26 protein-coding genes are annotated in these 24633 nt (G+C 59.0%); 24 read left to right on the top strand and 2 right to left on the bottom strand.

Annotated elements, in window-relative coordinates; translation table 11 throughout:
- Positions 1-36: 36 nt before the first annotated feature.
- The 23 genes from BLR20_RS13555 to BLR20_RS13670 all read left to right on the top strand — a co-directional run bounded on the left by BLR20_RS13555 (position 37) and on the right by BLR20_RS13670 (position 22241).
- The gene (locus BLR20_RS13555; protein ID WP_054994009.1) at positions 37-1434 is read left to right on the top strand and encodes a flagellar hook-length control protein FliK; all 1398 of its coding nucleotides are present in this window, start codon (positions 37-39) and stop codon (positions 1432-1434) included.
- Between the two features lie 545 nt (positions 1435-1979).
- Positions 1980-2492 carry a flagellar basal body-associated protein FliL gene (fliL, locus tag BLR20_RS13565; RefSeq protein ID WP_003343996.1) on the top strand — a complete coding sequence of 171 codons (513 nt, stop codon included), beginning with the start codon at positions 1980-1982 and terminating at the stop codon, positions 2490-2492.
- Positions 2493-2501: 9 nt separating this feature from the next.
- Positions 2502-3470: a flagellar motor switch protein FliM gene (fliM, locus tag BLR20_RS13570; RefSeq protein ID WP_010427645.1), complete on the top strand. Its 969-nt coding sequence runs from the start codon at positions 2502-2504 to the stop codon at positions 3468-3470.
- 61 nt (positions 3471-3531) lie between these two features.
- Positions 3532-3990, top strand: coding sequence for a flagellar motor switch protein FliN (gene fliN / locus BLR20_RS13575; protein ID WP_010427647.1), 459 nt, complete (start codon positions 3532-3534; stop codon positions 3988-3990).
- Positions 3991-4431: a flagellar biosynthetic protein FliO gene (fliO, locus tag BLR20_RS13580; protein WP_003343990.1), complete on the top strand. Its 441-nt coding sequence runs from the start codon at positions 3991-3993 to the stop codon at positions 4429-4431.
- Entirely contained in the window at positions 4431-5183 is a 753-nt protein-coding gene (gene fliP / locus BLR20_RS13585; RefSeq protein WP_010427651.1) for a flagellar type III secretion system pore protein FliP, read from the top strand. Before fliO ends, fliP begins: the two co-directional genes overlap by 1 nt.
- A gap of 25 nt (positions 5184-5208) precedes the next feature.
- The gene (locus BLR20_RS13590; RefSeq protein ID WP_010427652.1) at positions 5209-5478 is read left to right on the top strand and encodes a flagellar biosynthetic protein FliQ; all 270 of its coding nucleotides are present in this window, start codon (positions 5209-5211) and stop codon (positions 5476-5478) included.
- Positions 5479-5484: 6 nt separating this feature from the next.
- Positions 5485-6270 (top strand): flagellar biosynthetic protein FliR, encoded by a 786-nt coding sequence (gene fliR, locus BLR20_RS13595; RefSeq protein ID WP_032611901.1) that lies wholly within the window; start codon positions 5485-5487, stop codon positions 6268-6270.
- On the top strand, positions 6271-7407 hold the full coding sequence (flhB, locus tag BLR20_RS13600) for a flagellar biosynthesis protein FlhB (RefSeq protein WP_010427657.1): 1137 nt from the start codon (positions 6271-6273) through the stop codon (positions 7405-7407).
- A 333-nt stretch (positions 7408-7740) separates the two neighbouring features.
- Positions 7741-9870, top strand: coding sequence for a flagellar biosynthesis protein FlhA (flhA, locus tag BLR20_RS13605; protein WP_054994010.1), 2130 nt, complete (start codon positions 7741-7743; stop codon positions 9868-9870).
- 11 nt (positions 9871-9881) lie between these two features.
- Complete coding sequence (flhF, locus tag BLR20_RS13610) at positions 9882-11210, top strand: flagellar biosynthesis GTPase FlhF (protein WP_054994011.1); 1329 nt, start codon at positions 9882-9884, stop codon at positions 11208-11210.
- Between the two features lie 115 nt (positions 11211-11325).
- Entirely contained in the window at positions 11326-12159 is an 834-nt protein-coding gene (gene fleN / locus BLR20_RS13615) for a flagellar synthesis regulator FleN (protein ID WP_003412391.1), read from the top strand.
- Positions 12156-12896 carry an RNA polymerase sigma factor FliA gene (gene fliA / locus BLR20_RS13620; protein WP_002554271.1) on the top strand — a complete coding sequence of 247 codons (741 nt, stop codon included), beginning with the start codon at positions 12156-12158 and terminating at the stop codon, positions 12894-12896. Before fleN ends, fliA begins: the two co-directional genes overlap by 4 nt.
- Positions 12897-13152: 256 nt before the next feature.
- The gene (locus BLR20_RS13625; protein ID WP_161420660.1) at positions 13153-13527 is read left to right on the top strand and encodes a chemotaxis response regulator CheY; all 375 of its coding nucleotides are present in this window, start codon (positions 13153-13155) and stop codon (positions 13525-13527) included.
- A 19-nt stretch (positions 13528-13546) separates the two neighbouring features.
- Positions 13547-14332 carry a protein phosphatase CheZ gene (locus tag BLR20_RS13630; protein ID WP_010427669.1) on the top strand — a complete coding sequence of 262 codons (786 nt, stop codon included), beginning with the start codon at positions 13547-13549 and terminating at the stop codon, positions 14330-14332.
- Between the two features lie 33 nt (positions 14333-14365).
- Positions 14366-16648, top strand: coding sequence for a chemotaxis protein CheA (locus tag BLR20_RS13635; protein WP_054994012.1), 2283 nt, complete (start codon positions 14366-14368; stop codon positions 16646-16648).
- A gap of 50 nt (positions 16649-16698) precedes the next feature.
- Positions 16699-17856: a protein-glutamate methylesterase/protein-glutamine glutaminase gene (locus tag BLR20_RS13640; RefSeq protein WP_010427672.1), complete on the top strand. Its 1158-nt coding sequence runs from the start codon at positions 16699-16701 to the stop codon at positions 17854-17856.
- The gene (locus tag BLR20_RS13645) at positions 17856-18596 is read left to right on the top strand and encodes a flagellar motor protein (protein ID WP_010427674.1); all 741 of its coding nucleotides are present in this window, start codon (positions 17856-17858) and stop codon (positions 18594-18596) included. The genes BLR20_RS13640 and BLR20_RS13645 overlap by 1 nt, the downstream gene beginning before the upstream one ends.
- Before the next feature lie 6 nt (positions 18597-18602).
- Positions 18603-19490: a flagellar motor protein MotD gene (motD, locus tag BLR20_RS13650; protein WP_032611895.1), complete on the top strand. Its 888-nt coding sequence runs from the start codon at positions 18603-18605 to the stop codon at positions 19488-19490.
- Between the two features lie 45 nt (positions 19491-19535).
- Entirely contained in the window at positions 19536-20324 is a 789-nt protein-coding gene (locus tag BLR20_RS13655; protein ID WP_010427678.1) for a ParA family protein, read from the top strand.
- 75 nt (positions 20325-20399) lie between these two features.
- Entirely contained in the window at positions 20400-21302 is a 903-nt protein-coding gene (locus BLR20_RS13660; RefSeq protein ID WP_025990811.1) for a CheW domain-containing protein, read from the top strand.
- A gap of 57 nt (positions 21303-21359) precedes the next feature.
- A complete protein-coding gene (locus tag BLR20_RS13665) occupies positions 21360-21839 on the top strand; it encodes a chemotaxis protein CheW (RefSeq protein WP_010427683.1) in 480 nt (159 codons plus the stop codon).
- Positions 21840-22241, top strand: a complete 402-nt coding sequence (locus BLR20_RS13670) for a DUF2802 domain-containing protein (RefSeq protein ID WP_003316837.1) — start codon at positions 21840-21842, stop codon at positions 22239-22241.
- 418 nt (positions 22242-22659) lie between these two features.
- Here BLR20_RS13670 and BLR20_RS13675 read toward each other — a convergent pair whose 3' ends face one another.
- Both BLR20_RS13675 and fnr read right to left on the bottom strand, forming a co-directional pair.
- The gene (locus BLR20_RS13675) at positions 22660-23208 is read right to left on the bottom strand and encodes an adenine phosphoribosyltransferase (protein ID WP_003370206.1); all 549 of its coding nucleotides are present in this window, start codon (positions 23206-23208) and stop codon (positions 22660-22662) included.
- Positions 23209-23269: 61 nt separating this feature from the next.
- Positions 23270-24004, bottom strand: a complete 735-nt coding sequence (fnr, locus tag BLR20_RS13680; protein ID WP_010426881.1) for a fumarate/nitrate reduction transcriptional regulator Fnr — start codon at positions 24002-24004, stop codon at positions 23270-23272.
- A gap of 152 nt (positions 24005-24156) precedes the next feature.
- Here fnr and BLR20_RS13685 point away from each other — a divergent pair, with 152 nt between their 5' ends.
- Positions 24157-24624, top strand: a complete 468-nt coding sequence (locus BLR20_RS13685) for a hypothetical protein (RefSeq protein WP_010426880.1) — start codon at positions 24157-24159, stop codon at positions 24622-24624.
- Positions 24625-24633 lie beyond the last annotated feature (9 nt).

Raw genomic sequence — 24633 nt, forward strand, 5'->3', positions numbered from 1 at the left:
GTAAGGCGATAACCAGCAGCTCATGCGGAGACCGAAATGCCCCTTGCTACCAATGCGCTTCTTCAGGCCACAACTACTGTGACCGCCAGGTCCGGTGTGGCCAACAATGCGGTCAAGTCTGCTGACAGTAGCAACGACGGGGCCTCCAGCTTTTCCAACGTCTATGCAAAGCAGGCTAAAGACACCGCCCCTGCGCGTGATGACGCACCAGTGAAGTCAGCTCGCGACAAGGCCGCGCCTGACAAGGACAAGGTTGCCGCCGGCAAGGACAAGTCTGCAAGCGATCAGGCAAATGCCGCCGACAAGTCGAGCGTTGCCGATAGCGGCAATGATTTGCCAGCCAAGTCGGCTGCTGCGGATGACGCGGCCCACTCTGATGCGAAGCAGGATGATGCACAGGCCTCTGCCGATCCGGCGCTGACTGAGGGTCAGGCGGTCGTCGATCCGGTCCTTGATCCGGCATTGCAGGCAATGGTCGCACAGGCTCCCGGGGCGCCTGTAGCCAAGGCGCCAAGTGTGCAAGTCATCACTGCGCCAGCGGTCTCGGCGGTCACTACCACCCAGGCCGCACCGTCAGTCGTGGCCGAAGAAGCGTTCAATCCCGACGCCGATCCGCTTGACGGTCTGGATGCCGTGCAGTTGGCGCTGGAAAACGCCACTGCCAAGACTCAACTGGCTGCGCAGAATGCCCAGGCTGCCAACAAGGCGACGCCGAGCAATGCCGAAGCTGACCCCACTCAGAATATCGTCAATAACCTGTCGGTCTTGAGCGAGCAGCTTCCGTCCGAAGGCAGCAGCACTGAAAGCAGCGACAAGTCATTCAGCGGTTTGATCGGTGAAGGGCTGAAGGATGTCAAAGGTGCCGCTGGTGACACTCGCGTCGACAACTTTGCCGATCGCCTCGCTGCGCTCAGTCAGGCCGCGCAACCTGCACGCGCAGCGGCTGCACCTGCCGCGCCCTTGATGAACCAGCCATTGGCCATGCATCAAAGTGGCTGGACCGAAGGCATCGTCGACCGCGTCATGTACCTGTCGAGCCAGAATCTCAAGACCGCCGATATCAAGCTGGAACCTGCCGAACTCGGTCGTCTGGATATCCGTATCAACATGGCGCCTGAGCAGCAGACCCAGGTGACATTCATGAGCGCACATATGGGCGTGCGCGACGCACTGGAAAGCCAGATGTCGAAGTTGCGTGAATCGTTCGTGCAGCAGGGGCTTGGCAACGTTGACGTCAATGTCTCCGATCAGTCGCAACAGCAGGCCCAGCAACAGGCTCAGGAGCAGGCCAGTCGCGCCCAGCGCAGCGGTCGTGGCGGTGGCATGAGCTCCAGCGATTCCTCCGATGAAATCGCAGGCGTCGATGCGACCATTCCGGTCAGCCAGCCAGCGGCACGTGTGATCGGCAGCAGTGAGATCGATTATTACGCGTGAGGCACGCCTGTCCTGATCCGATTCTCGTGCCAACGCTCCGCGCAGGCATGGAGTTCCTGGTGCTCCGCGTCACAAATCGTCGATGCGAAACAATGTTATGCCTTACACGCAGTCGCTGCTAACGCAGTGCTTTTCGACCGCGGTGGCGCAGATGACGCAGAGTGCGACGTAAGTGACGGGGCGAAGGAAGCTGACTGAGTCGGGCCGGAAACAGAGCCAGGGGCTTTGGTCACTTTGGCCCCATCAAAGTGACTCGCCGAGGGGCGAAAAGGTGACCTGAGCCGAACCCCAACCCACCTGACATCACAGAACCGCTGTGTGACGCGGAGCGTCACGAACTGCATTCCCACGCGGAGCGTGAGGAACGATAGTCATCAGCTACCGGACCGCGTCTTCAACGCCTGTACAAGAATCACCATGCCTCTGCGCCCAGGCGCGTAACCAGTTGTGTCCAATACATCCCCGTCTCGTACAAATCTGGCATAACACTTGCTCTGCCTCTGTCACGTATTGAAGAACCTCTTGAATAGTGACGGATTATTGGCATGGCGCAGAGCGAAGAAGTTAAAGACCCCGCGACCACAGGCAAAGGTAAAGGCAAACTCAAGCTCATTATCATCGCCGTCGTGGCGTTGCTGCTGGCGGTAGGCTTGTCGGTGGGCGCGACCTGGTTCCTCATGCACAAGAGTGAAAGCAAGGTAGATCCAGCGGCGGCCGCTGCGGCAGCGAACGTCAAGCCAGTGGCGGTGTTCGAACCGATGACCCCGGCCTTCGTGGTCAACTTCAACGCCAATGGTCGCCAACGCTACATGCAGGTGAGTATCACCATGCTGGGGCGTAACGCAGCCGACATGGAAGCACTGAAGGTACACATGCCATTGATCCGCAACAATCTGGTCATGCTGTTTGCAGCCATTCCTTTCGAATCGCTGGCTTCGCCGATCGGCCAGGAAATGCTGCGTCAGAAAGCGACTGCCAGCATTCAGGAAGTCGCACAGAAAGAACTTGGCAAGACTGTGATCGAACAGCTGCTCTTCACTAACTTCGTATTGCAGTAGGACTCTCACATGGCCGTGCAAGACCTGCTCTCCCAGGATGAGATCGATGCGCTGCTGCATGGCGTCGACGATGGGATGGTCCAGACTGACAACAACAGCGAACCTGGCAGTGTCAAAAGTTATGACCTGACCAGCCAGGACCGGATCGTCCGCGGACGTATGCCGACGCTGGAAATGATCAACGAGCGATTCGCCCGCTACACGCGTATCAGCATGTTCAATCTGCTGCGCCGTTCTGCGGACGTGGCGGTGGGCGGTGTTCAGGTCATGAAGTTCGGTGAGTACGTGCATTCCCTGTACGTGCCGACCAGCCTGAATCTGGCCAAGATCAAGCCGCTGCGTGGCACCGCGCTGTTCATCCTCGACGCCAAGCTGGTGTTCAAGCTGGTGGATAACTTTTTCGGCGGTGACGGTCGTCACGCCAAGATCGAAGGCCGTGAGTTCACGCCGACCGAACTGCGTGTCGTGCGCATGGTGCTGGATCAGGCGTTTGTCGACCTCAAGGAGGCCTGGCAGGCGATCATGGAAGTCAATTTCGAGTACATCAACTCGGAAGTGAACCCGGCCATGGCCAACATCGTCGGGCCGAGCGAGGCTGTCGTGATTTCCACCTTCCACATCGAGCTCGATGGCGGTGGCGGCGATCTGCACGTGACCATGCCGTACTCGATGATCGAGCCGATTCGCGAAATGCTTGATGCCGGTTTCCAGTCCGATCTGGACGATCAGGACGAGCGCTGGGTCAACGCGCTCAAGGAAGACGTGCTGGATGTCAACGTGCCGCTCACCACGACCATCGCCCAGCGCCAGTTGCCGTTGCGGGACATCCTGCACATGCGTCCTGGTGATGTGATCCCGGTGGAGCTGAGCGACTCGCTGGTCTTGCGTGCCAATGGCGTACCTTCGTTCAAGGTCAAGCTTGGCTCGCACAAGGGCAAGATGGCCCTGCAAGTAATCGAACCCATAGCGCGACGCTGACCTTTCTGGTCTGCGTCGGAAATTGTTGCGTAACTGAAATACTGCGTGCAGAGGACAACCGATGGCTGATGAAAACGATATGACGTCTGCTGAAGACCAGGCATTGGCCGATGAATGGGCTGCTGCATTGGGCGAAGCTGGCGACAGTCAGGCTGATATTGATGCGTTGCTGGCTGCGGACGCCGGGAACTCGGGTAGCCGGATGGCCATGGAAGAGTTTGGCAGCGTGCCGAAAAGCAGCGGGCCGGTTTCTCTGGATGGTCCCAACCTGGATGTGATTCTCGACATTCCGGTATCGATCTCCATGGAAGTGGGCAGCACCGATATCAACATTCGCAACCTGTTGCAGCTCAACCAGGGCTCGGTGATCGAGCTGGATCGTCTGGCGGGCGAACCGCTGGATGTGCTGGTCAACGGCACGTTGATCGCGCATGGCGAAGTGGTAGTGGTCAACGAAAAGTTCGGGATCCGTCTGACCGACGTGATCAGCCCGAGCGAACGCATCAAGAAGCTGCGCTAAGTGAGGCGCTGGCTGAGTGTTCTGCTGACTTTGCCATCGCTGGCCTGGGCCGCCGAACCCGCCGCCCAGGCGGCGCCTGCGCAAGTGGCCAACACGGTCTCAGGCGGTATGGGCGGGCAGGTGGTGCAGCTATTGTTCGGTCTGATCCTGGTGATTGGCCTGATTTTCGTGCTCGCCTGGCTGATGCGCCGGGTGCAGCGCGTCGGGCCGAACAGCAATCAGGTGATCGAGCTGGTGAGTTCGCGTGCGCTGGGGCCGCGTGATCGGCTGGTGCTGGTACAGATCGGTAATGAACAGGTGCTGCTGGGCATTACGCCCGGGCGAATCACGCCTCTGCATGTGCTCAAGGAGCCCGTACAGGTGCCGGTGCGCGAGCAGGCTACCCCTGAATTCGCTCAGCGCCTGATGGAGCTGATGGGCAAGGATAAGGACAAGAAGTAATGGGCGCCTTGCGTTTCCTGATACTGCTGTTGCTGGTCATGGTGACGCCTGCTGCGCTGGCGGCCGATCCGCTGTCGATTCCGGCGATCACGCTGTCCAACGGTACCGATGGCCAGCAGGAGTATTCGGTCAGCCTGCAGATTCTGCTGATCATGACCGCGCTGAGCTTCATTCCGGCGTTCGTCATGTTGATGACCAGCTTCACGCGCATCATCATCGTCTTTTCGATTCTGCGTCAGGCCCTCGGCCTGCAGCAGACGCCGTCGAACCAGATTCTTACCGGCATGGCGCTGTTTCTGACCATGTTCATCATGGCGCCGGTATTCGACCGGGTGAACCAGGATGCTCTGCAGCCTTACCTGGCCGAGAAGCTTTCGGCGCAGGATGCGGTGGCCAAGGCGCAGGTGCCGATCAAGGACTTCATGCTGGCGCAGACTCGCACCAGCGATCTTGAGCTGTTCATGCGTCTGTCCAAGCGCACTGATATCCCGACCCCGGATGCCGCACCGTTGACCATTCTGGTTCCGGCGTTCGTGATCTCGGAGCTCAAGACGGCGTTTCAGATCGGCTTCATGATCTTCATTCCGTTTCTGATTATCGATCTGGTGGTGGCCAGTGTGCTGATGGCGATGGGTATGATGATGCTGTCGCCGCTGATCATTTCTCTGCCGTTCAAGATCATGCTGTTTGTGCTGGTGGACGGCTGGGCGCTGATTGTCGGCACCCTGGCTGGCAGTTTTGGTGGTGTATGAGCCGTTTTACTGAGGAGTCTGCCCGATGACGCCGGAAGTAGCCGTCGATCTGTTCCGCGAGGCCCTGTGGCTGACCACTGTGCTGGTCGCGATTCTTGTAGTGCCGAGCCTGTTGTGCGGTCTGCTGGTGGCGATGTTTCAGGCGGCCACACAGATCAACGAACAGACCCTGAGCTTCCTGCCGCGGCTGCTGGTGATGCTCATCACCCTTATCGCCATCGGCCCGTGGCTGTTGAAAATATTCATGGAATACATGCTGTCGTTGTACACCAGTATTCCGACCCTGATCGGCTAGCGCCGCATGCAGCCGATGCTTGCGCTGACCGATACCCAGATCAGTACCTGGGTAGCCAGCTTCATGCTGCCGCTGTTTCGCATCATCGCGTTGCTGATGACCATGCCGATCATCGGCACCACGCTGGTCCCGCGTCGCGTGCGCATGTACCTCGCCGTGGCGATCACGGTGGTGGTCGCGCCTGCGCTTCCCGCCATGCCGCCCGTGCAGGCGCTCGACCTGAGCGCGCTGTTGCTGATCGGTGAGCAGATCATCATCGGCGCCGGGATGGGCCTTTCGCTGCAGCTGTTTTTCCATATCTTTGTCGTCGCGGGGCAGATTATCTCGACGCAGATGGGGATGGGCTTTGCGTCGATGGTCGACCCTACCAACGGCGTTTCCTCCGCCACCATCGGTCAGTTCTTCACGATGCTGGTCACCCTGTTGTTTCTGGCCATGAATGGTCATCTGGTGGTGCTGGAAATTCTCGTCGAGAGCTTTACCACGATGCCGGTTGGCAGTGGTTTGCTGGTGAACAATTTCTGGGAGCTGGCCAACGGGCTGGGCTGGGTGCTGAGCTCCGGTCTGCGACTGGTATTGCCTGCGATCACCGCGCTGCTGATCATCAACATCGCCTTTGGCGTCATGACTCGCGCCGCACCGCAACTCAACATCTTCTCCATCGGCTTCCCGCTTACGCTGGTGTTGGGCATGGTCATTCTATGGATGACCATGGGCGACATTCTCAATCAGTATCAACCGATCGCTACGCAGGGATTGCAGGCGTTGCGCGACATGGTGAGGGCTCGTTGAATGGCAGAAAACGAGAATGGCCAGGACAAGACAGAAGACCCCACGGAAAAAAAGGTCAAGGACGCACGGGCTGACGGCCAGATCGCGCGCTCCAAGGAGCTGACTACGTTGGTGGTGATGCTGATGGGGGCGGGCGGGTTACTGATGTTTGGCTCTGATATCGCCCTGATGATGTCCGAGCTGATGCGTGACAATTTCACGATATCCCGTGAAACCCTGATGGATCAGTCCTACATGGGTAAGGCGCTGCTCAGTTCCGGTATGCACGCGCTGATAGTGGTCCTGCCGTTCCTGATCGCCATGCTGGTTGCCGCACTGGTGGGGCCGATCATGCTCGGTGGCTGGCTGTTCGCAACCAAATCGTTGATGCCCAAGTTCAGCCGCATGAACCCGGCAGCAGGGCTCAAACGCATGTTCTCGCCGCATGCGCTGGTTGAGTTGCTCAAGTCCTTCGGAAAATTCCTGATCATTCTGGCAGTGGCGCTGGTGGTTCTGAACAATGAGCGCAAGGACCTGGTCGCGATTGCTCACGAGCCGCTCGAACAGGCCATGATCCACAGCCTGATGGTGGTGGGCTGGAGCAGCTTCTGGATGGCGTGTGGCCTGATATTCATCGCGGCGGCGGATGTGCCGTTCGTGTTGTATGAAGCGCACAAGAAGCTGCTGATGACCAAGCAGGAAGTGCGCGACGAGCACAAGAACAGCGAGGGCAGCCCGGAGATCAAGCAGCGCATTCGCCAGTTGCAGCGTGAAATGTCCCAGCGGCGCATGATGGCCTCGGTTCCCGAGGCCGACGTGATCATCACCAACCCGACCCACTTCGCCGTTGCCCTCAAATACGATCCCGAGCAAGGCGGGGCGCCGATGCTGCTGGCCAAGGGCACTGATCTGGTCGCGCTGAAAATTCGCGAAATCGGCGCGCATAACGAAATCCTGATTCTGGAGTCCGCAGCACTGGCGCGCTCTATCTACTACAGTACCGAGCTTGATCAGGAAATCCCCGCCGGCCTGTATCTGGCAGTTGCCCAGGTGCTGGCCTACGTCTACCAGATCCGCCAGTTCCGCGCCGGTCAGGGCAAGCGCCCCGACCCTCTGGGCGACATCAAGATCCCTCCCGACCTGCAGCGCGATGCGTAGCCCGCTCCTGGATGTGTGGTGCGGCGCAGATTTGTGACGCAGAGCATCACCTACGGCATGCCCACGCTGGAGCGTGAGGAACCAGATGTTCCTGAAGACACCTATCGTGCCCATGCTCCGCGTGGGCGCGCCGTTCCGGACGCTCCGCGTCCGCTTTTGCTCAGGTAAACGAGCAGATTTCTGACTGTGCTCAGCACACCGGTTTTACGTTACCTCCGTCTCTAAAGCCTTGCCGCCACTGGCTTTGTAAAAGTTGGACAGCTTTTTGCAACAGGGTCGTTACAGGTCGCCATCGGCGTCAATGTTTTGATCTAGTGCGCAGGTAACGAATCAGTGGATCGCTCTCAATTACTCAGTAGCGCACGCAGCAATATCACCGGCCTCGGCCGTGGTCAGTTGGGCGTTCCGTTGTTGTTGCTGGTCATGATGGCAATGATGATGTTGCCTATGCCGCCGTTCCTGCTGGACGTGTTCTTCACGTTCAACATCGCACTGTCCATCGTCGTGCTGCTGGTGTGCGTGTACGCCCTGCGGCCGCTGGACTTCTCGGTATTTCCGACCATTCTGCTGGTAGCCACGTTGCTGCGTCTGGCGCTGAACGTCGCTTCCACGCGGGTGGTCATGCTTCACGGTCAGGACGGCCACGCCGCTGCAGGCAAGGTGATTCAGGCCTTCGGTGAAGTGGTGATCGGTGGTAACTACGTTGTCGGTATCGTGGTGTTCGCGATTCTGATGATCATCAACTTCGTGGTAATCACCAAGGGTGCCGGCCGTATTTCCGAGGTGAGCGCGCGCTTCACCCTCGACGCAATGCCCGGCAAACAGATGGCAATCGACGCCGACCTCAACGCCGGCCTCATCGATCAGCCGGAAGCCAAGCGCCGCCGTGCCGAAGTCGCCCAGGAAGCCGAGTTCTACGGTTCCATGGACGGTGCCAGTAAATTCGTGCGCGGCGATGCGATTGCCGGTCTGCTGATTCTGTTCATCAACCTGATTGGCGGCATGCTGGTCGGTATCCTGCAACACAACATGACTTTCGCCGACGCAGGCCGCGTTTACACCCTGCTGACCATTGGTGACGGTTTGGTGGCGCAATTGCCATCACTGCTGTTGTCCACCGCCGCAGCGATCATGGTGACCCGTGCTTCCGGTTCGGAAGAGATGGGCAAACTGATCAATCGTCAAATGTTCGCTTCGCCCAAGGCGCTGGCGGTTTCGGCCGCGATCATGATCGTGATGGGACTGGTGCCGGGCATGCCGCACTTCTCCTTCATCAGCCTCGGCCTGGTGGCTGCAGGCGGCGCTTATATGCTCTGGAAGAAAGAAAACCAGGTGAAAGTCCAGGCGCTGGCCGAAGTGCAGCGTCAACAGGACCTGCTGCCTTCGCCGACCCGCGCTCAGGACTCCAAGGAGTTGGGTTGGGATGACGTGACGCCCATCGATATCATCGGCCTGGAAGTGGGTTATCGCCTGATTCCGCTGGTGGATCGCAATCAGGGAGGGCAGTTGCTGGCGCGTATCAAGGGTGTGCGCAAGAAGCTCTCGCAAGAACTCGGCTTCCTGATGCCCACTGTGCACATTCGCGACAACCTCGATCTGGCACCCAGCGCCTACCGTCTGACGCTGATGGGCGTGATTCTGGCCGAGGCCGAGATCTACCCGGATCGCGAACTGGCGATCAACCCCGGTCAGGTGTTCGGTACCCTGAATGGCATCACCGCCAGAGACCCGGCGTTTGGTCTGGAAGCCGTATGGATCGAAATCAGCCAGCGCAGTCAGGCGCAGTCGCTGGGTTACACCGTGGTCGATGCCAGTACCGTAGTGGCAACCCACTTGAACCAGATTCTCTACAAGCATTCGCATGAGCTGATTGGTCATGAGGAAGTCCAGCAATTGATGCAATTGCTGGCCAAAAGCTCGCCCAAGCTGGCTGAAGAGCTGGTACCTGGCGTGCTGTCGCTGTCCTCTCTGCTCAACGTGCTGCAGGCGCTGCTGGCTGAGCACGTACCTGTGCGGGATATTCGCAGCATTGCAGAGGCTATCGCCAACAACGTCGGGAAGAGTCAAGATACCGCCGCTTTGGTGGCCGCAGTGCGAGTGGGTCTGAGCCGCGCAATCGTCCAAAGCATTGTAGGCGTTGAGCCGGAGCTGCCTGTTATCACTCTGGAGCCAAGGTTGGAACAGATATTGCTCAATAGTTTGCAGAAGGCTGGTCAGGGTCAGGAAGAAGGCGTTCTTCTTGAGCCAAGCATGGCTGAGAAGCTCCAGCGTTCGTTGATTGAGGCCGCCCAGCGTCAGGAGATGCAAGGGATGCCGGTAATTCTTCTGGTAGCAGGGCCTGTCCGGGCCATGCTGTCACGATTTGGACGATTGGCTGTACCGAACATGCATGTTCTGGCGTATCAGGAAATTCCGGACAACAAGCAAGTAACCATCGTAGCGACTGTCGGGCCGAACGGCTGAGGTAGTGAGTCATGCAAGTTAAGCGATTTTTCGCCGCCGATATGCGTCAAGCCATGAAGCTGGTTCGTGATGAGCTGGGCGCGGAAGCGGCCATCATCGGTAACCGGCGCATTGCTGGTGGCGTAGAGCTGACTGCTGCTCTGGATTACAAGCTGTCCGCCCTGGCACCGCGTGTGCCGAACATGGAACTGGAAGACGAGCTGCGCAAGACCCAGTCGCGCATCGTCTCCGCCCAGGCCGAATTGAACAATCGCAGCGACAGCGACGCATCGATCAACCTGCAGCTGTTTTCCGGCAAGCCGGTCAACCCTGCCGATACGCACATCGAACCGACACTCGAAGAGCCGCCGCGTCCATTTGCTTACGCACCGCCGCAGGCCGCCGAGCCTGCCGTTGGCCAGCGCGCCTATGACTCGATGCGCTCCGAATTGAATGGCCTGCGTGAGCTGCTGGAAGTCCAGCTCGGCTCGCTGGCGTGGAACCAGTTGCAGGGCACTCGTCCGCAGCAGGCCAACCTGTGGCGTCGTCTGCAGCGTGTCGGCCTGTCCGGCCCGCTGTCACGCGACTTGTTGTCGATGATTCCGGAGATTGACGAGCCTCGTCAGGCCTGGCGCATGCTGCTGGCGCACTTGGCACGCATGATCGCCGTACCGGAAGTCGAGCCGCTGGAAGAGGGCGGTGTGATTGCGATGGTCGGTCCTGCCGGCATGGGCAAGACCACCACCCTGGCCAAACTGGCAGCACGTTACGTGTTGAAGTACGGTCCGCAGAATATCGCACTGGTCAGCATGGACAGTTTCCGTATCGGCGCGCAGGAGCAGCTCAAGACCCTTGGGCGCATCCTCAACGTGCCGGTCACCCATGTCGATCCCGGCCAGTCTCTGGTTCAGGCGCTGGAACCGCTGCTGCGCAAGCGCGTGGTGCTGATTGATACCGCCGGGCTGCAGGCCAGTGATCCTGCGCTGCGCATGCAGCTGGAAAGCCTCGCCGGTCGCGGCATCAAGTCGCGCAACTATCTGGTACTGGCAACCACCAGCCAGAAGCAGGTGCTGACGGCCGCGTATCACAGTTACAAACGTTGTGGCCTGGCCGGATGCATTCTGACCAAGCTTGATGAAACTGCCAGCCTCGGTGAAGTCCTGAGCCTGGCGATCAGTCACGAACTACCTGTGGCCTACCTCACGGACGGACCACGCATTCCTGATGACCTGCATACTCCGCGTCGTCATCAGTTGGTAAGCCGCGCTGTGAGTGTGCAGATGCAGGACGAGCCTAGCGAAGAAGTAATGGCTGATATGTTTGCTGACCTCTATCACACCCCTGGCAAGAGAGTGGGTTAAGTGATGGATATTATTGGAATGTCCCTGCGTCAACGGTCTGCCATGCAGTGTTCATTTGCGCATGTGCAGCCCTCGATGTGGTTTCGGTCTACGCAAGACAAGGTAAAGAAATAACATGGGCAGCATGCATCCCGTACAGGTTATCGCTGTGACCGGTGGCAAAGGTGGCGTCGGTAAGACTAACGTGTCAGTGAACCTTTCACTGGCCCTCGCCGAGCTTGGCCGTCGCGTCATGCTGCTGGACGCCGATCTGGGTCTGGCCAATGTCGACGTGCTGCTTGGGCTGACGCCCAAACGCACACTTGCCGATGTCATCGAGGGGCGTTGTGAGTTGCGCGACGTGCTACTGCAGGGGCCGGGCGGGGTTCGAATCGTCCCCGCTGCTTCCGGCACCCAGAGCATGGTGCATCTTTCGCCCGCCCAGCATGCCGGCCTGATCCAGGCGTTCAGCGAGATTGGCGACAACCTCGATGTGCTGGTGATCGATACGGCCGCCGGTATCGGCGAGTCGGTGGTCAGCTTCGTGCGCGCCGCTCAGGAAGTGCTGCTGGTAGTGTGCGACGAGCCCACGTCGATCACCGATGCCTACGCCCTGATCAAACTGCTCAATCGCGACTACGGCATGAACCGCTTCCGGGTGCTGGCCAACATGGCACAGAGCCCGCAGGAAGGGCGCAACCTGTTCGCCAAACTGACCAAAGTGACGGATCGTTTTCTCGATGTTGCGCTGCAGTATGTAGGTGCCGTGCCGTACGACGAATGCGTACGCAAGGCGGTACAGAAACAGCGCGCCGTTTACGAAGCATTCCCGCGTTCCAAATGTGCACTGGCCTTCAAGGCCATTGCCCAGAAGGTTGATACCTGGCCGTTGCCAGCCAACCCGCGGGGTCATCTCGAGTTCTTCGTTGAGCGACTCGTTCACCAGACCAGTGCAGGGCCTGTGCAATGACTGCGAGCGGCTACCAGATGTACAGCAAGGCGTCCCGTAATTCGCAATACGAGTTGATCGAGCGCTATGCGCCTTTGGTCAAGCGTATCGCTTATCATCTGCTGGCGCGCCTGCCGGCCAGCGTACAGGTCGAGGATCTGATCCAGGCCGGTATGATCGGCCTGCTTGAAGTCTCCACCAAGTATGATTCCACCAAGGGTGCGAGTTTCGAGACCTATGCCGGTATTCGCATCCGTGGTGCGATGCTCGATGAAGTGCGCAAGGGTGACTGGGCGCCACGCTCGGTACACCGTAATACGCGCATGGTCAGTGACGCAATTCGGGCAATTGAAGCTAAAACCGGCCGTGACGCTAAAGATCACGAGGTTGCGGCCGAACTCCAGTTGAGTCTCGATGATTACTACGGGATTTTGAATGACACCTTGGGCAGCCGCCTCTTCAGTTTCGACGACCTGCTGCAGGACGGCGATCATGAAGGGCTGCACGAGGATGGCGCAAGCGGTTCGCTTGAGCCGTCGCGCGACCTGGAAGACGAGCGCTTCCAGGCTGCGTTGGCCGATGCAATTGCCAATCTGCCAGAGCGCGAGCGTCTGGTGTTGGCGCTGTACTACGACGAAGAGCTGAACCTCAAGGAAATCGGAGAGGTTCTTGGGGTCAGCGAATCTCGGGTCAGTCAGTTACACAGCCAGTGCGCAGCTCGTTTGCGAGGGCGTTTGGGGGAGTGGCGAGCGCGTTGACAGGCAAGGTGCGGTCTATGGCCGCGCGTTGACTGCAAGCCGGCTGTGCAGAGCGTTACGTGGTAACAGGATGGACCCGTCGGAAGCCTGTCAGGCATTGCCTTGATGGGCTTGTTTCTCAGGTCCTTGCCTGTTGTTGTGCCAAGCCCGTCGTCGTTTCGTACAGCCGGGGGTGTGCTGTGCCAGTATTGAGTGAACAGCGTGTTCAGGTGCTGAACGCGTTAAAGACTGCTTGGAGGTCGAATTGGACAAGAACATGAAAATCCTCATCGTTGATGACTTCTCAACGATGCGGCGGATCATCAAGAACCTTTTGCGTGATCTGGGGTTTACCAACACATCGGAAGCGGATGATGGTCTGACCGCATTGCCGATGCTGCAGAGCGGTGCCTTTGACTTTCTGGTGACGGATTGGAACATGCCTGGCATGTCCGGTATCGATCTGCTGCGCGAAGTCCGCAAGGACGAACGCCTCAAGAGCCTTCCCGTGCTGATGGTCACTGCCGAAGCCAAGCGTGAGCAGATCATTGAAGCTGCCCAGGCCGGGGTGAACGGTTATGTAGTCAAGCCATTCACCGCCCAAGCCCTGAAAGACAAGATCGACAAGATCTTTGAACGCGTCAATAGCTGATGCAAGCCGCGAGGGCGCTATGGATAACAATGATTCGATGGCCGACTTTGAGTCGACCTTAAAGAGACACGCGCAGGAACTTGTCACCAGCCTTGAAAAAGGTCGTTTCGGCGACGCTGTGCAACTGATCCACGAACTCAACCAGACACGCGACCGCGGCCTTTATCAGGAAGTGGGCAAGCTGACTCGTGAGCTGCACAGTGCAATCGTGAACTTTCACATTGATCCGCACATGCCTCAGGCCGAGGAGGTGTCGCAGATCACGGATGCTACCGAACGTCTGTCGTATGTGGTGAGGCTGACCGAGAATGCGGCCAACCGCACCATGGACCTGGTGGAGGAAAGCACGCCGGTCATGAACGGCCTGAGTTCCGACGCCAAGGCGTTGAGCGACGACTGGGGACGTTTCATGCGCCGCGAAATCGGTGCCGAAGAGTTCCGCGAGCTGGCCAAGCGGGTCGATGGTTTTTTGACGCGTACCGAAAAGGAGACCCATCAGGTTTCCGCACATCTCAACGACATTCTGCTCGCCCAGGATTACCAGGACCTTACCGGTCAGGTCATCAAGCGCGTGACACAACTGGTCACCGAGGTCGAGAGCAATCTGCTCAAACTGGTGCTCATGGCCAGCCATGTCGATCGCTTCGCAGGCATCGAACATGACGAAGAATCCATCCTCGCTGAAAAAGATCCTAAAAAACATCTCGCTCAGGGTGAAGGTCCGCAGATTCATGCCGATAAACGTGAAGACGTCGTATCCGGACAGGATGATGTAGACGATCTGCTATCGAGCCTCGGCTTCTAAGGTCTGTTGACGGTTAATTTTAGGGAGCACCCCATGAGCTTCGGCGCCGATGAAGAAATCCTTCAGGATTTTCTGGTAGAGGCCGGCGAAATTCTGGAGCAGTTGTCAGAGCAATTGGTCGAGCTGGAAAGCCGACCGGATGATGCTGATCTGCTCAATGCAATTTTTCGCGGTTTTCACACTGTAAAAGGGGGCGCCGGCTTCCTCCAGCTCCATGAGCTGGTGGAGTGCTGCCACATCGCCGAAAACGTGTTCGACATCCTGCGCAAGGGTGAGCGTCGCGTTGATTCCGAACTGATGGACGTGGTCCTTGAAGCATTGGACACCGTCAACAGCATGTTCGGTCAAGTACGTGAACGGACTGACGTGACTCCGGCGACGCCAGAACTGCTGGCCGCGCTGGCGCGTCTGGCCGAGCCACAATCCGCCGACGAGGTCGCGGCTCCCGAGCCAGAGCCCGAGCCAGAGCCCGAGCCGGTGGTTGAAGTCCAGGCTACTGCGGTTGCAGTGCCAGCGGCCGGCGACGAGATTACCGATGATGAGTTCGAGCAACTGCTCGACTCGCTGCACGGCTCAAGTCCGGTGTCTGCCGCGCCAGCACCAGCGTCGGCACCAGCGGCCGCGCCGGCCGGTGATGAAATCACCGACCAGGAATTTGAATCCCTGCTTGATCAGTTGCATGGCAAGGGCAAGTTTGCGGCCGACGCTGCAACTGCTCCGGCCCCTGCACCTGTAGCGCAGGGCAGTGCAGCGCCTGCCGGTGACGAGATCACCGACGACGAATTCGAAGCGTTGCTCGATCAACTGCACGGCAAAGGCTCGTTTGATGCCGCAGTAGCTGCGCCTGTCGCTGCTGCCCCCGTAGCTGTTGCTGCCAAGGCGACCAGTGCTGCTGCTGCATCGGACGAAATCACCGATCACGAATTCGAAAGCCTGCTCGACGAGTTGCACGGCAAGGGCAAGTTCGAGCCTGAGGCGATTGTTGCCAAGGCGCCTGCTCCGGCGGCCGCAGCGGCTGCACCGGCACCTCCTGTTGCCAAGCCTGCTCCGGCGCCTGCTGCGAAAGCCGAACCGGCCAAACCCGCTGCGGCTCCAGCCCCGGCGCGCGCTCCTGTACCCAGCGGTGAAAAGCCGGTGGCGACAGAAGCCGAAACCACGGTTCGTGTCGATACCGCCCGACTGGACGAGATCATGAACATGGTCGGCGAGCTGGTGCTGGTACGTAACCGCCTGGTGCGGTTGGGTCTCAACAGCGGCGATGAAGCCATGTCCAAGGCCGTTTCCAACCTGGATGTGGTGACTGCCGATCTGCAGACTGCGGTGATGAAAACCCGCATGCAGCCGATCAAGAAAGTCTTCGGTCGCTTCCCGCGTCTGGTTCGTGACCTGGCTCGCCAGCTCAAGAAAGAGATCAACCTGGAGCTGGTCGGTGAAGAAACCGATCTCGACAAGAACCTTGTAGAGGCGCTTGCCGATCCGCTGGTCCACTTGGTGCGTAACGCGGTCGACCACGGTATCGAAACGCCGGAAGAGCGCGAAGCCACGGGCAAGTCCCGCGGCGGTCGGGTGATCCTCTCGGCAGAGCAGGAAGGCGACCATATCCTGCTGTCGATTTCCGATGACGGCAAGGGCATGGACCCTAATGTACTGCGCTCCATTGCTGTGAAACGCGGCGTCATGGACAAGGATGCAGCCGATCGGTTGAGTGACACCGATTGCTATAACCTGATCTTCGCGCCGGGCTTCTCGACCAAGACCGAGATTTCCGATGTGTCGGGTCGCGGTGTGGGCATGGACGTGGTCAAGACCAAGATCTCCCAGCTCAACGGCTCGATCAACATCTACTCGACCAAGGGCCAGGGTTCGAAGATCGTCATCAAGGTGCCGTTGACCCTGGCGATCATGCCGACCCTGATGGTGATGCTGGGCAACCAGGCCTTCGCTTTCCCGCTGGTCAACGTCAACGAAATCTTCCACCTGAACCTGTCGACTACCAACGTGGTTGACGGCCAGGAAGTGGTGATCGTACGTGACAAGGCCTTGCCGCTGTTCTACCTCAAGCGCTGGCTGGTCAGTTCGGCGGCTCACGAGGAGCAGCGCGAAGGGCACGTGGTGATTCTCACGGTCGGCACCCAGCGCATCGGCTTTGTCGTCGATCAACTGGTCGGTCAGGAAGAAGTGGTCATCAAACCGCTGGGCAAGATGCTGCAAGGTACGCCGGGCATGTCGGGCGCCACCATCACCGGTGACGGTCGCATCGCCTTGATTCTCGATGTACCCAGCATGCTCAAGCGTTACGCCGCACGGCGTATCTGAACCCGGGGTTGCGGGCAGCCTGGCTGCCTGCGGCACCTATTGGAGTGTTTATGGCAGTCAAGGTCCTGGTGGTGGATGATTCCGGTTTTTTCCGCCGCCGCGTTACGGAAATTCTTTCTTCGGACCCCAACATTGTAGTTGTCGGCACCGCCACCAACGGCAAGGAAGCGATTGAGCAGGCGCTGGCGCTCAAGCCGGATGTCATCACCATGGACTACGAAATGCCGATGATGGATGGCATTACGGCAGTTCGCCATATCATGCAGCGTATCCCCACCCCGGTATTGATGTTCTCGTCGCTGACGCATGAAGGTGCGCGTGTGACGCTGGATGCTCTTGACGCCGGTGCGGTGGATTTCCTGCCCAAGAATTTCGAAGATATCTCGCGCAACCCGCAGAAGGTCAAGCAACTGCTGTGCGAGAAAATCAACAGTATTTCACGCAGCAACCGTCGTTCCAGCGGGTTCGGTTCAGCCAGCGCGGCTCCGGCGGCACCGGCTGCGTCGACGTTGTCCAGCCGCGCATCGGCGCCAGCCCCTGCACCTGCCAGGGCGGCGCCGTCACGCACTGCGACCCCTGCTGCGGCTGCGGCAGCTCCGGCCCATCATGCGGCGCACCCGACAACTTCCGGCACAGCCAAGCGCAAGGCCTACAAGCTGGTGGCCATTGGCACCTCGACAGGCGGCCCGGTCGCGCTGCAACGCGTACTGACCCAACTGCCAGCCAATTTCCCGGCACCTCTGGTGCTGATTCAGCACATGCCTGCGGCGTTTACCAAGGCATTTGCCGAGCGTCTCGACAAACTGTGCAAGATCAGCGTCAAGGAAGCCGAAGACGGCGACGTGCTGCGTCCCGGCCTCGCGCTGCTGGCACCGGGTGGCAAGCAGATGATGGTTGACGGACGCGGTACGGTGAAGATTCTGCCGGGCGACGAGCGTCTCAATTACAAGCCCTGCGTCGACATCACCTTCGGCTCTGCCGCCAAGTCCTATGGCGACAAAGTGCTTTCGGTGGTCTTGACCGGTATGGGGGCCGACGGCCGCGAGGGCGCACGGCTGCTCAAGCAGGCCGGCAGTACCGTGTGGGCGCAGGATGAAGCGAGCTGCGTGATTTATGGCATGCCGATGGCCATCGTCAAGGCTGAACTCGCGGATGCGATCTACAGTCTCGACGACATCGGTCGGCACCTGGTAGAGGCCTGTCTCTGATGGATGTACTGAGCCTTATCGGTCTGATTCTGGCGTTTGTCGCGATCATTGGTGGCAATTTCCTCGAAGGCGGACACCTCGGTGCCTTGCTCAATGGTCCGGCGGCGCTGATCGTGGTGGGCGGTACACTCGGCGCTTCGCTGTTGCAGTCGCCGATGAACGCGTTCATGCGCGCCATGAAGATCATCCACTGGATCATTTTTCCGCCACGTATCGATCTGCCCGGCGGTGTCGACCGGGTCATCGGCTGGAGCATGACCGCCCGCAAAGAAGGCTTGCTGGGTCTGGAAACCGTAGCCGATTCCGAACCCGACGGTTATGCCCGCAAGGGCTTGCAGCTGTTGGTCGACGGTGCCGAGCCGGCAGCGATTCGCAGCATTCTTGAAGTCGATTTCATCACTCAGGAAACCCGCGATATCCAGGCTGCGAAAGTATTCGAAAGCATGGGCGGCTACGCGCCGACCGTGGGTATCATCGGCGCCGTCATGGGCCTGATTCATGTCATGGGCAACCTGGCTGACCCCAGTCAACTGGGCAGTGGTATCGCGGTGGCCTTTGTCGCCACGATCTATGGCGTGGCCATGGCCAACCTGATCCTCCTGCCCGTGGCGAACAAGCTCAAGGCCATTGCCCACCGTCAGGCGCGCTATCGCGAGATGTTGCTTGAAGGTCTTTTGTCCATCGCCGAGGGTGAAAACCCGCGCTCCATCGAGCTCAAGCTGCAAGGCTTCATGGAGTAACAGCGTATGGCTCGCCGTCGTCAGGTCGAAGAACACGAAAATCACGAACGCTGGCTGGTGTCGTATGCCGACTTCATTACTTTGCTGTTCGCGTTTTTCGTGGTGATGTACTCGATTTCCTCGGTCAACGAAGGCAAGTACAAGATCCTGTCCCAGGCACTGGTCGGCGTGTTCAACGACACCGAGCGCACCATGAAGCCGATTCCCATCGGTGAGCAGCGCCCGGTCTCGATCAAGCCCGCCGAGCCGCTGGTCAAGGAAAGCGAGCAGACTGACGCCGGCATAGGTCAGGCTTCCGATGACCCGTTGCAGACCATTGCCCAGGACGTGCGTGACGCGTTCGGTGACCTGATCAAGTCTGACCAGATGACTGTGCGCGGCAACGAACTGTGGATCGAGATCGAACTCAACTCCAGCATGCTTTTCGGCAGCGGCGATGCGATGCCCAGTGACAAGGCCTTCACCATCATCGAAAAGGTCGCCGGGATCGTCAAACGCTTCGACAACCCGATCCATGTCGAGGGCTTTACCGATGACCAGCCGATCAGCACTGCACAGTTTCCGACCAACTGGGAGCTGTCTTCGGCGCGTTCTGCCAGCATTGTGCGCATGCTGGCCATGGACGGTGTCAATCCGGCGCGACTCGCTTCGGTGGGTTACGGTGAGTTTCAGCCGATCGCTCCCAATACCAGCACTGCCGGACGCGCCAAGAACCGCCGTGTCGTGCTGGTTATCTCGCGCAATCTGGATGTTCGCCGCAGTCTGACCAGCGCCGGATCGGCCAATGTGCAGCCGGATGCTGCATTGAGGCGTGCTGGCACACAAACTGCACCGGTGCCAGCAAAGCCGCCGGTACGCGCGAACGCCGTCAATTCTCCGTCACCCGCCCCCTAAACATCGTATCGGTATGGTCGTCGCTGTACGGAAGGAAAAACATCAATGAGAGTCTGGGCAGTAGCCAACCAGAAAGGTGGAGTCGGAAAGACCACCACGACCATTGCCCTGGCCGGTTTGCTGGCCGATTCAGGCAAGCGCGTGGTCGTGGTCGATCTTGACCCTCACGGCTCCATGACCAGTTATTTCGGGCATAACCCGGACGAGCTGGAACACAGCGCTTTCGATCTGTTCCTGCACAAAGGCGCGGTGCCGGACGGTCTTCCCGGCCAGTTGCTGCTGCCTACCAGCGATAAACGTATCTCGCTGATACCGTCCAGCACTGCACTCGCCACACTGGAACGCCAATCACCCGGGCAGAGTGGTCTGGGCCTGGTCATTGCAAAAAGTCTGGCTCAGTTGTGGCAGGATTTTGACTATGCGTTGATCGACAGTCCGCCGCTGCTGGGCGTTCTCATGGTCAATGCACTGGCTGCGAGCCAGCAGCTGGCGATTCCGGTGCAGACCGAGTTTCTCGCTGTAAAAGGTCTGGAGCGCATGGTCAATACGCTGACCATGATCAATCGTTCGCGCAAGGTGCCGCTGCCTTACACCATCGTGCCGACATTGTTCGACCGGCGTACCCAGGCCTCTATGGGCACCTTGAAACTGTTGCGCGACAGCTTCCCCGAGCATGTCTGGCAAGCCTATGTGCCGGTCGACACACGACTGCGCGATGCCAGCCGTCTGGGGCTTACGCCGTCGCAGAACGACAGCAAGAGTCGCGGTGTGATCGCTTACCGGGCATTGCTCAAGCATATGCTCGCCGAGCAGCTCAATGCGCAGGTGGCCTGACGTGAACGTCGACTCTTTCTACATTGTTTGCTCAAGTGATGCCTCAATGCGGCCGATAACTCTATCAGGCTGCACATGCTCCATTTTTTGTTGGGCCCCGGTATGAACCGCCCTGTAGAAGTAGCAACACGACCCAAACTGGCTTTGCAGTCCTACCTGGATGCATTGCTGTACGACGCGACTGAAGTGCTTGAAGAGCCCGGCAGCAGCATCGATGAATTTCAGGCGGCTGTGCTCGAAGAGCAGGCCTTTGATGCGCGGATGCAGGCGCAGATCAAGCCGCTGGCAGTCGCGGTTGCCGCACCGGCTCCGGTGGCTGTCGAGGTAAAGGTCGCAGCGCCTGCGCCAGTGGTTGAAGTCGCTCCGGTGATCGTTGCCGAAGCGGTGCAGGTTGAAGTGGCTCAGGTCGAAGAGGCAGTGCCAACCGTTGCGCTGGTAGAACCGGTCGCCGAGTTGAGCACGCTGGCAGCTCAACGCACGCCGACACCGCCGCCGACCAGCGATGGTCGTCCGGCATGGGCTGCCGAGCCGTTCGAATGTCTGTTGTTCGATGTGGCCGGTCTGACGCTGGCGGTGCCGCTGGTGTGCCTGGGGTCGATTTATCCGCTGGCAGGGCAGGAGCTGACGCCGCTGTTCGGTCAGCCGGACTGGTTTCTCGGGATCCTGCCCTGTCAGGCAGGCAACCTGAAAGTGTTGGATACCGCGCGCTGGATCATGCCTGATCGCTACCGCGACGATTTTCGCCAGGGATTGCAGTACGTGATTTCGGTGCAGGGATACGAGTGGGGGCTGGCGGTGCATCAGGTCAGCCGTTCGTTGCGTCTTGATCCGAACGAGATCAAATGGCGCGCGCAGCGAGGTCATCGTCCATGGCTGGCGGGTACGGTCATCGAGCATATGTGCGCGTTGCTGGATGTTGCAGAGTTGGCCGAGCTGATAGCCAGTGGTGCGGTCAAGCAGTTGAACAAGTCGAAATAATCATGGGTCGATGCCAGTGGCGTCACCTGCAAAGAACACACGTGAGGGGTTGGGGTTATGAATAAGTCGTCTGCACAAGGTTCCGAAGATCCTATTCTGCAATGGGTTACGTTCCGCCTGGACAACGAGTCCTACGGCATCAACGTAATGCAGGTGCAGGAAGTGCTGCGCTACACTGAAATCGCCCCGGTGCCGGGTGCGCCAAGCTACGTACTGGGCATCATCAACCTGCGCGGTAACGTCGTGACCGTGATCGATACCCGTCAGCGTTTCGGCCTGGACCCGGTTGAAGTCAGCGACAACACGCGTATCGTGATCATCGAAGCCGACAAGCAAGTCGTCGGTATCCTGGTCGACAGCGTGGCTGAAGTGGTTTACTTGCGTCAGTCAGAAGTTGAAACTGCGCCTAACGTCGGTAACGACGAGTCGGCCAAGTTCATTCAGGGCGTTTGCAACAAGAACGGCGAACTGTTGATTCTGGTTGAACTGGACAAAATGATGTCCGAAGAAGAGTGGTCCGAGCTGGAGAACATCTGATTGATCTTTGAGGTAGCTGTCGTCTTCCTGGGCATTCTCTGGGTAGTCACCCTGTTTATGTTCCTGGCCCATACCAGGCGTCAGCGCAAGCTCGACGCCGAGCGTGATGAGGCGGCTGCCTTGCGGGATCAGCGGATCAAGGAGTTGGCCAGACGCCTGGACAACTACCAGAACGGTACGGTGCGCATGGGCGAAGCGTTGCATGAGCTGCGTGCCGTTGTTGCGCCGTTGCCGGACAAGCTCACCGCGCTGGAGCAGCGCGATCCCTCCACGCTGTCCTTCGCCCAGGCCGCACGTCTGGTCGGCATGGGTGCCAGCATCGATGAGCTGACCCAGTCCTGCGGCCTGACCCAGGCCGAAGCTCAGTTGATGACCAAACTGCACGGTAATACAGCGAGCTAGTTTCTCGTTCGGGATGGCTATCGTTCCCATGCTCCGCGTGGGAATGCAGTTCGTGACGCTCTGCGTCACACAGCGGTTTTGCGATTTCAGGTTGATTGAGGTTCGACTCAAGTGACCTTTTCGCCCCTCGGCGACCTACTTTGATGGGGCCAAAGTAGGCAAACCCCCTCGCTCCGTTTCCGGCCCGACTTCGTCGGGTTCCTTCGCCCTGACACTGATCCGGGAGTCGCCGCAACGGGCCATCCATGGCCCGGTGCGGCTAGCCTGGCGTCCTGCCAGGCTACCCCCGGATCAGCGCCAGGACTCAGCCGTCACTTACGTCGCACTCTGCGTCGTCAGTGCCATCGCGAAAAAAACGCATTTACGATAGCCGTGAGCGCTGGACCGTTCGGAACCTGTAGCTCTCGTGCCTATGCCCTTACTGCTCGTCCAGCGCAAACTCGGTCAGGCAGAACGTCGGGATCTTCAGGTCGTTGAGACGCTTGGAGCCGCCCAGTTCCGGCAAGTCGATGATCGCAGCGGCCTCATACACTTCGGCACCCATGCGGCGGATCAGGTTGGCGGCGGCGATCAGCGTGCCCCCGGTTGCGATCAGGTCATCGAACATGATGACCGAGTCACCTTCGCACAGACTGTCGGCATGCACTTCAAGATACGCTTCGCCGTATTCGGTCTGATACGCCTCCGACAGCACATCGGCAGGCAGCTTGCCTTGTTTGCGGAACAGCACCAGCGGCTTGTTCAACTGATACGCGACCACCGAACCAATCAGAAAACCCCGTGCGTCCATAACGCCGATATGGCTGAACTCGGCATCGATGTAGCGCTGCACGAAGCTGTCAATCACCTGACGGGTGGCCTTGGGCGATTGGAAGAGGGGCGTGATATCGCGGAAGACCACGCCCGGCTTGGGAAAGTCCACGACCGGGCGTATCAGGGATTTGAAGTTCGATTGATCGAAAGTCATCAGGGGGTTCCATGGCAGTTTTGGCCGACAGTTTAAGCCGACCCGCCAAAGATCGCACGTTTCAGCTTTGCATCGATCCGCCAGCCAACGCGCACAGCTCGATGGGGGCGAGGATATGTATCTCTTTGCCTTCGGCAGAAATCAGCTGATTTTGCTGGAACCGGGTAAATACCCGGGAAACCGTTTCGACTGCCAGACCCAGGTGATTACCGATTTCGTTGCGCGACATGCTCAGGCGGAACTGATTGGCCGAAAAGCCTCTGGCGCGGAAGCGTGCAGAGAGATTGATCAGAAACGTGGCGATACGCTCATCGGCAGTCTTTTTCGACAGCAGCAGCATCATTTGCTGATCGTCACGGATCTCACGGCTCATGACGCGCATCAACTGCCGACGCAGTTGCGGCAGTTTTACGGAAAGCTCGTCCAGACGCTCGAACGGGATTTCGCAGACCGATGTGGTTTCCAGTGCCTGCGCCGAGACCGGGTAAGCCTCGGCGTCCATGCCTGACATGCCCACCAGTTCGCTGGGCAGGTGAAAGCCGGTGAGCTGTTCTTCGCCGCTGTCACTGATATTGAAGGTTTTCAGTGCCCCGGAACGCACCGCGTAGACCGACTCGAAGGTATCCCCCTGACGAAACAGAAACTCGCCCTTTTTCAGTGGCCGGCCGCGTTTGACGATCTGGTCAAGGCTGTCCATGTCTTCGGTGTTCAACGAAAGGGGCAGGCACAACGGCGCGAGACTGCAATCCTTGCAGTGAGCCTGGGTTTGAGCGCGCGACTTGACTGGCTCGGACATCACTTAATTCCTTGTGGGAAATCACACATAAGCCGTAAGGGTAACTCACCCATGCTTGTCGGGGCCAGCCTGCAAAACTGTCGGCATCATCAAGGTTGCAGGCTGCCTGCCGATAAACCTGTATTCCTTCAGCCACACCAGGATGCCTTGTCATGTCAACGACACTCCCGTTGATCAACAGCATTACGTTACGGACTGCGACTTCGCAGACCACCTACAGTTATGCCGATCCAGGCACTGCCGAGACGCCTGCAAGCGAGAAAAAGGGCGTACAGGTCAACTTGTCGGCAGAAGGCAAGGCCGCTGCGTCTTCGTCTTCCAGAAACGCTGATATCGAGCAGAGCGGCCTGCCTTCTTCCGTGCAGAAGATCCTCAAGGCGATTCGCGAACTTCAGCGCAGGATCGAGGAAACCATGGAGCAGATCCAGAAGGCGCTGAATGACCCCAGCCTGAGCCCCGAGGAGCGAAGGACCAAGGCTGCGGCGCTACAGACCGTGCTCAGCACGTTGCAGGCGCAAGTGAGCAATTCCACGGCCGATCTGTCGTCGCTCATGAACAGCCTGAACTCCAGCGACTCCGACAAAACGAAGGCGGGGATGCTGGTTCTGGCCAAAATGTAGCACTTGGCC

Source organism: Pseudomonas congelans, assembly GCF_900103225.1.
In the GTDB taxonomy this organism is placed as follows: Bacteria; Pseudomonadota; Gammaproteobacteria; order Pseudomonadales; family Pseudomonadaceae; genus Aquipseudomonas; species Aquipseudomonas congelans.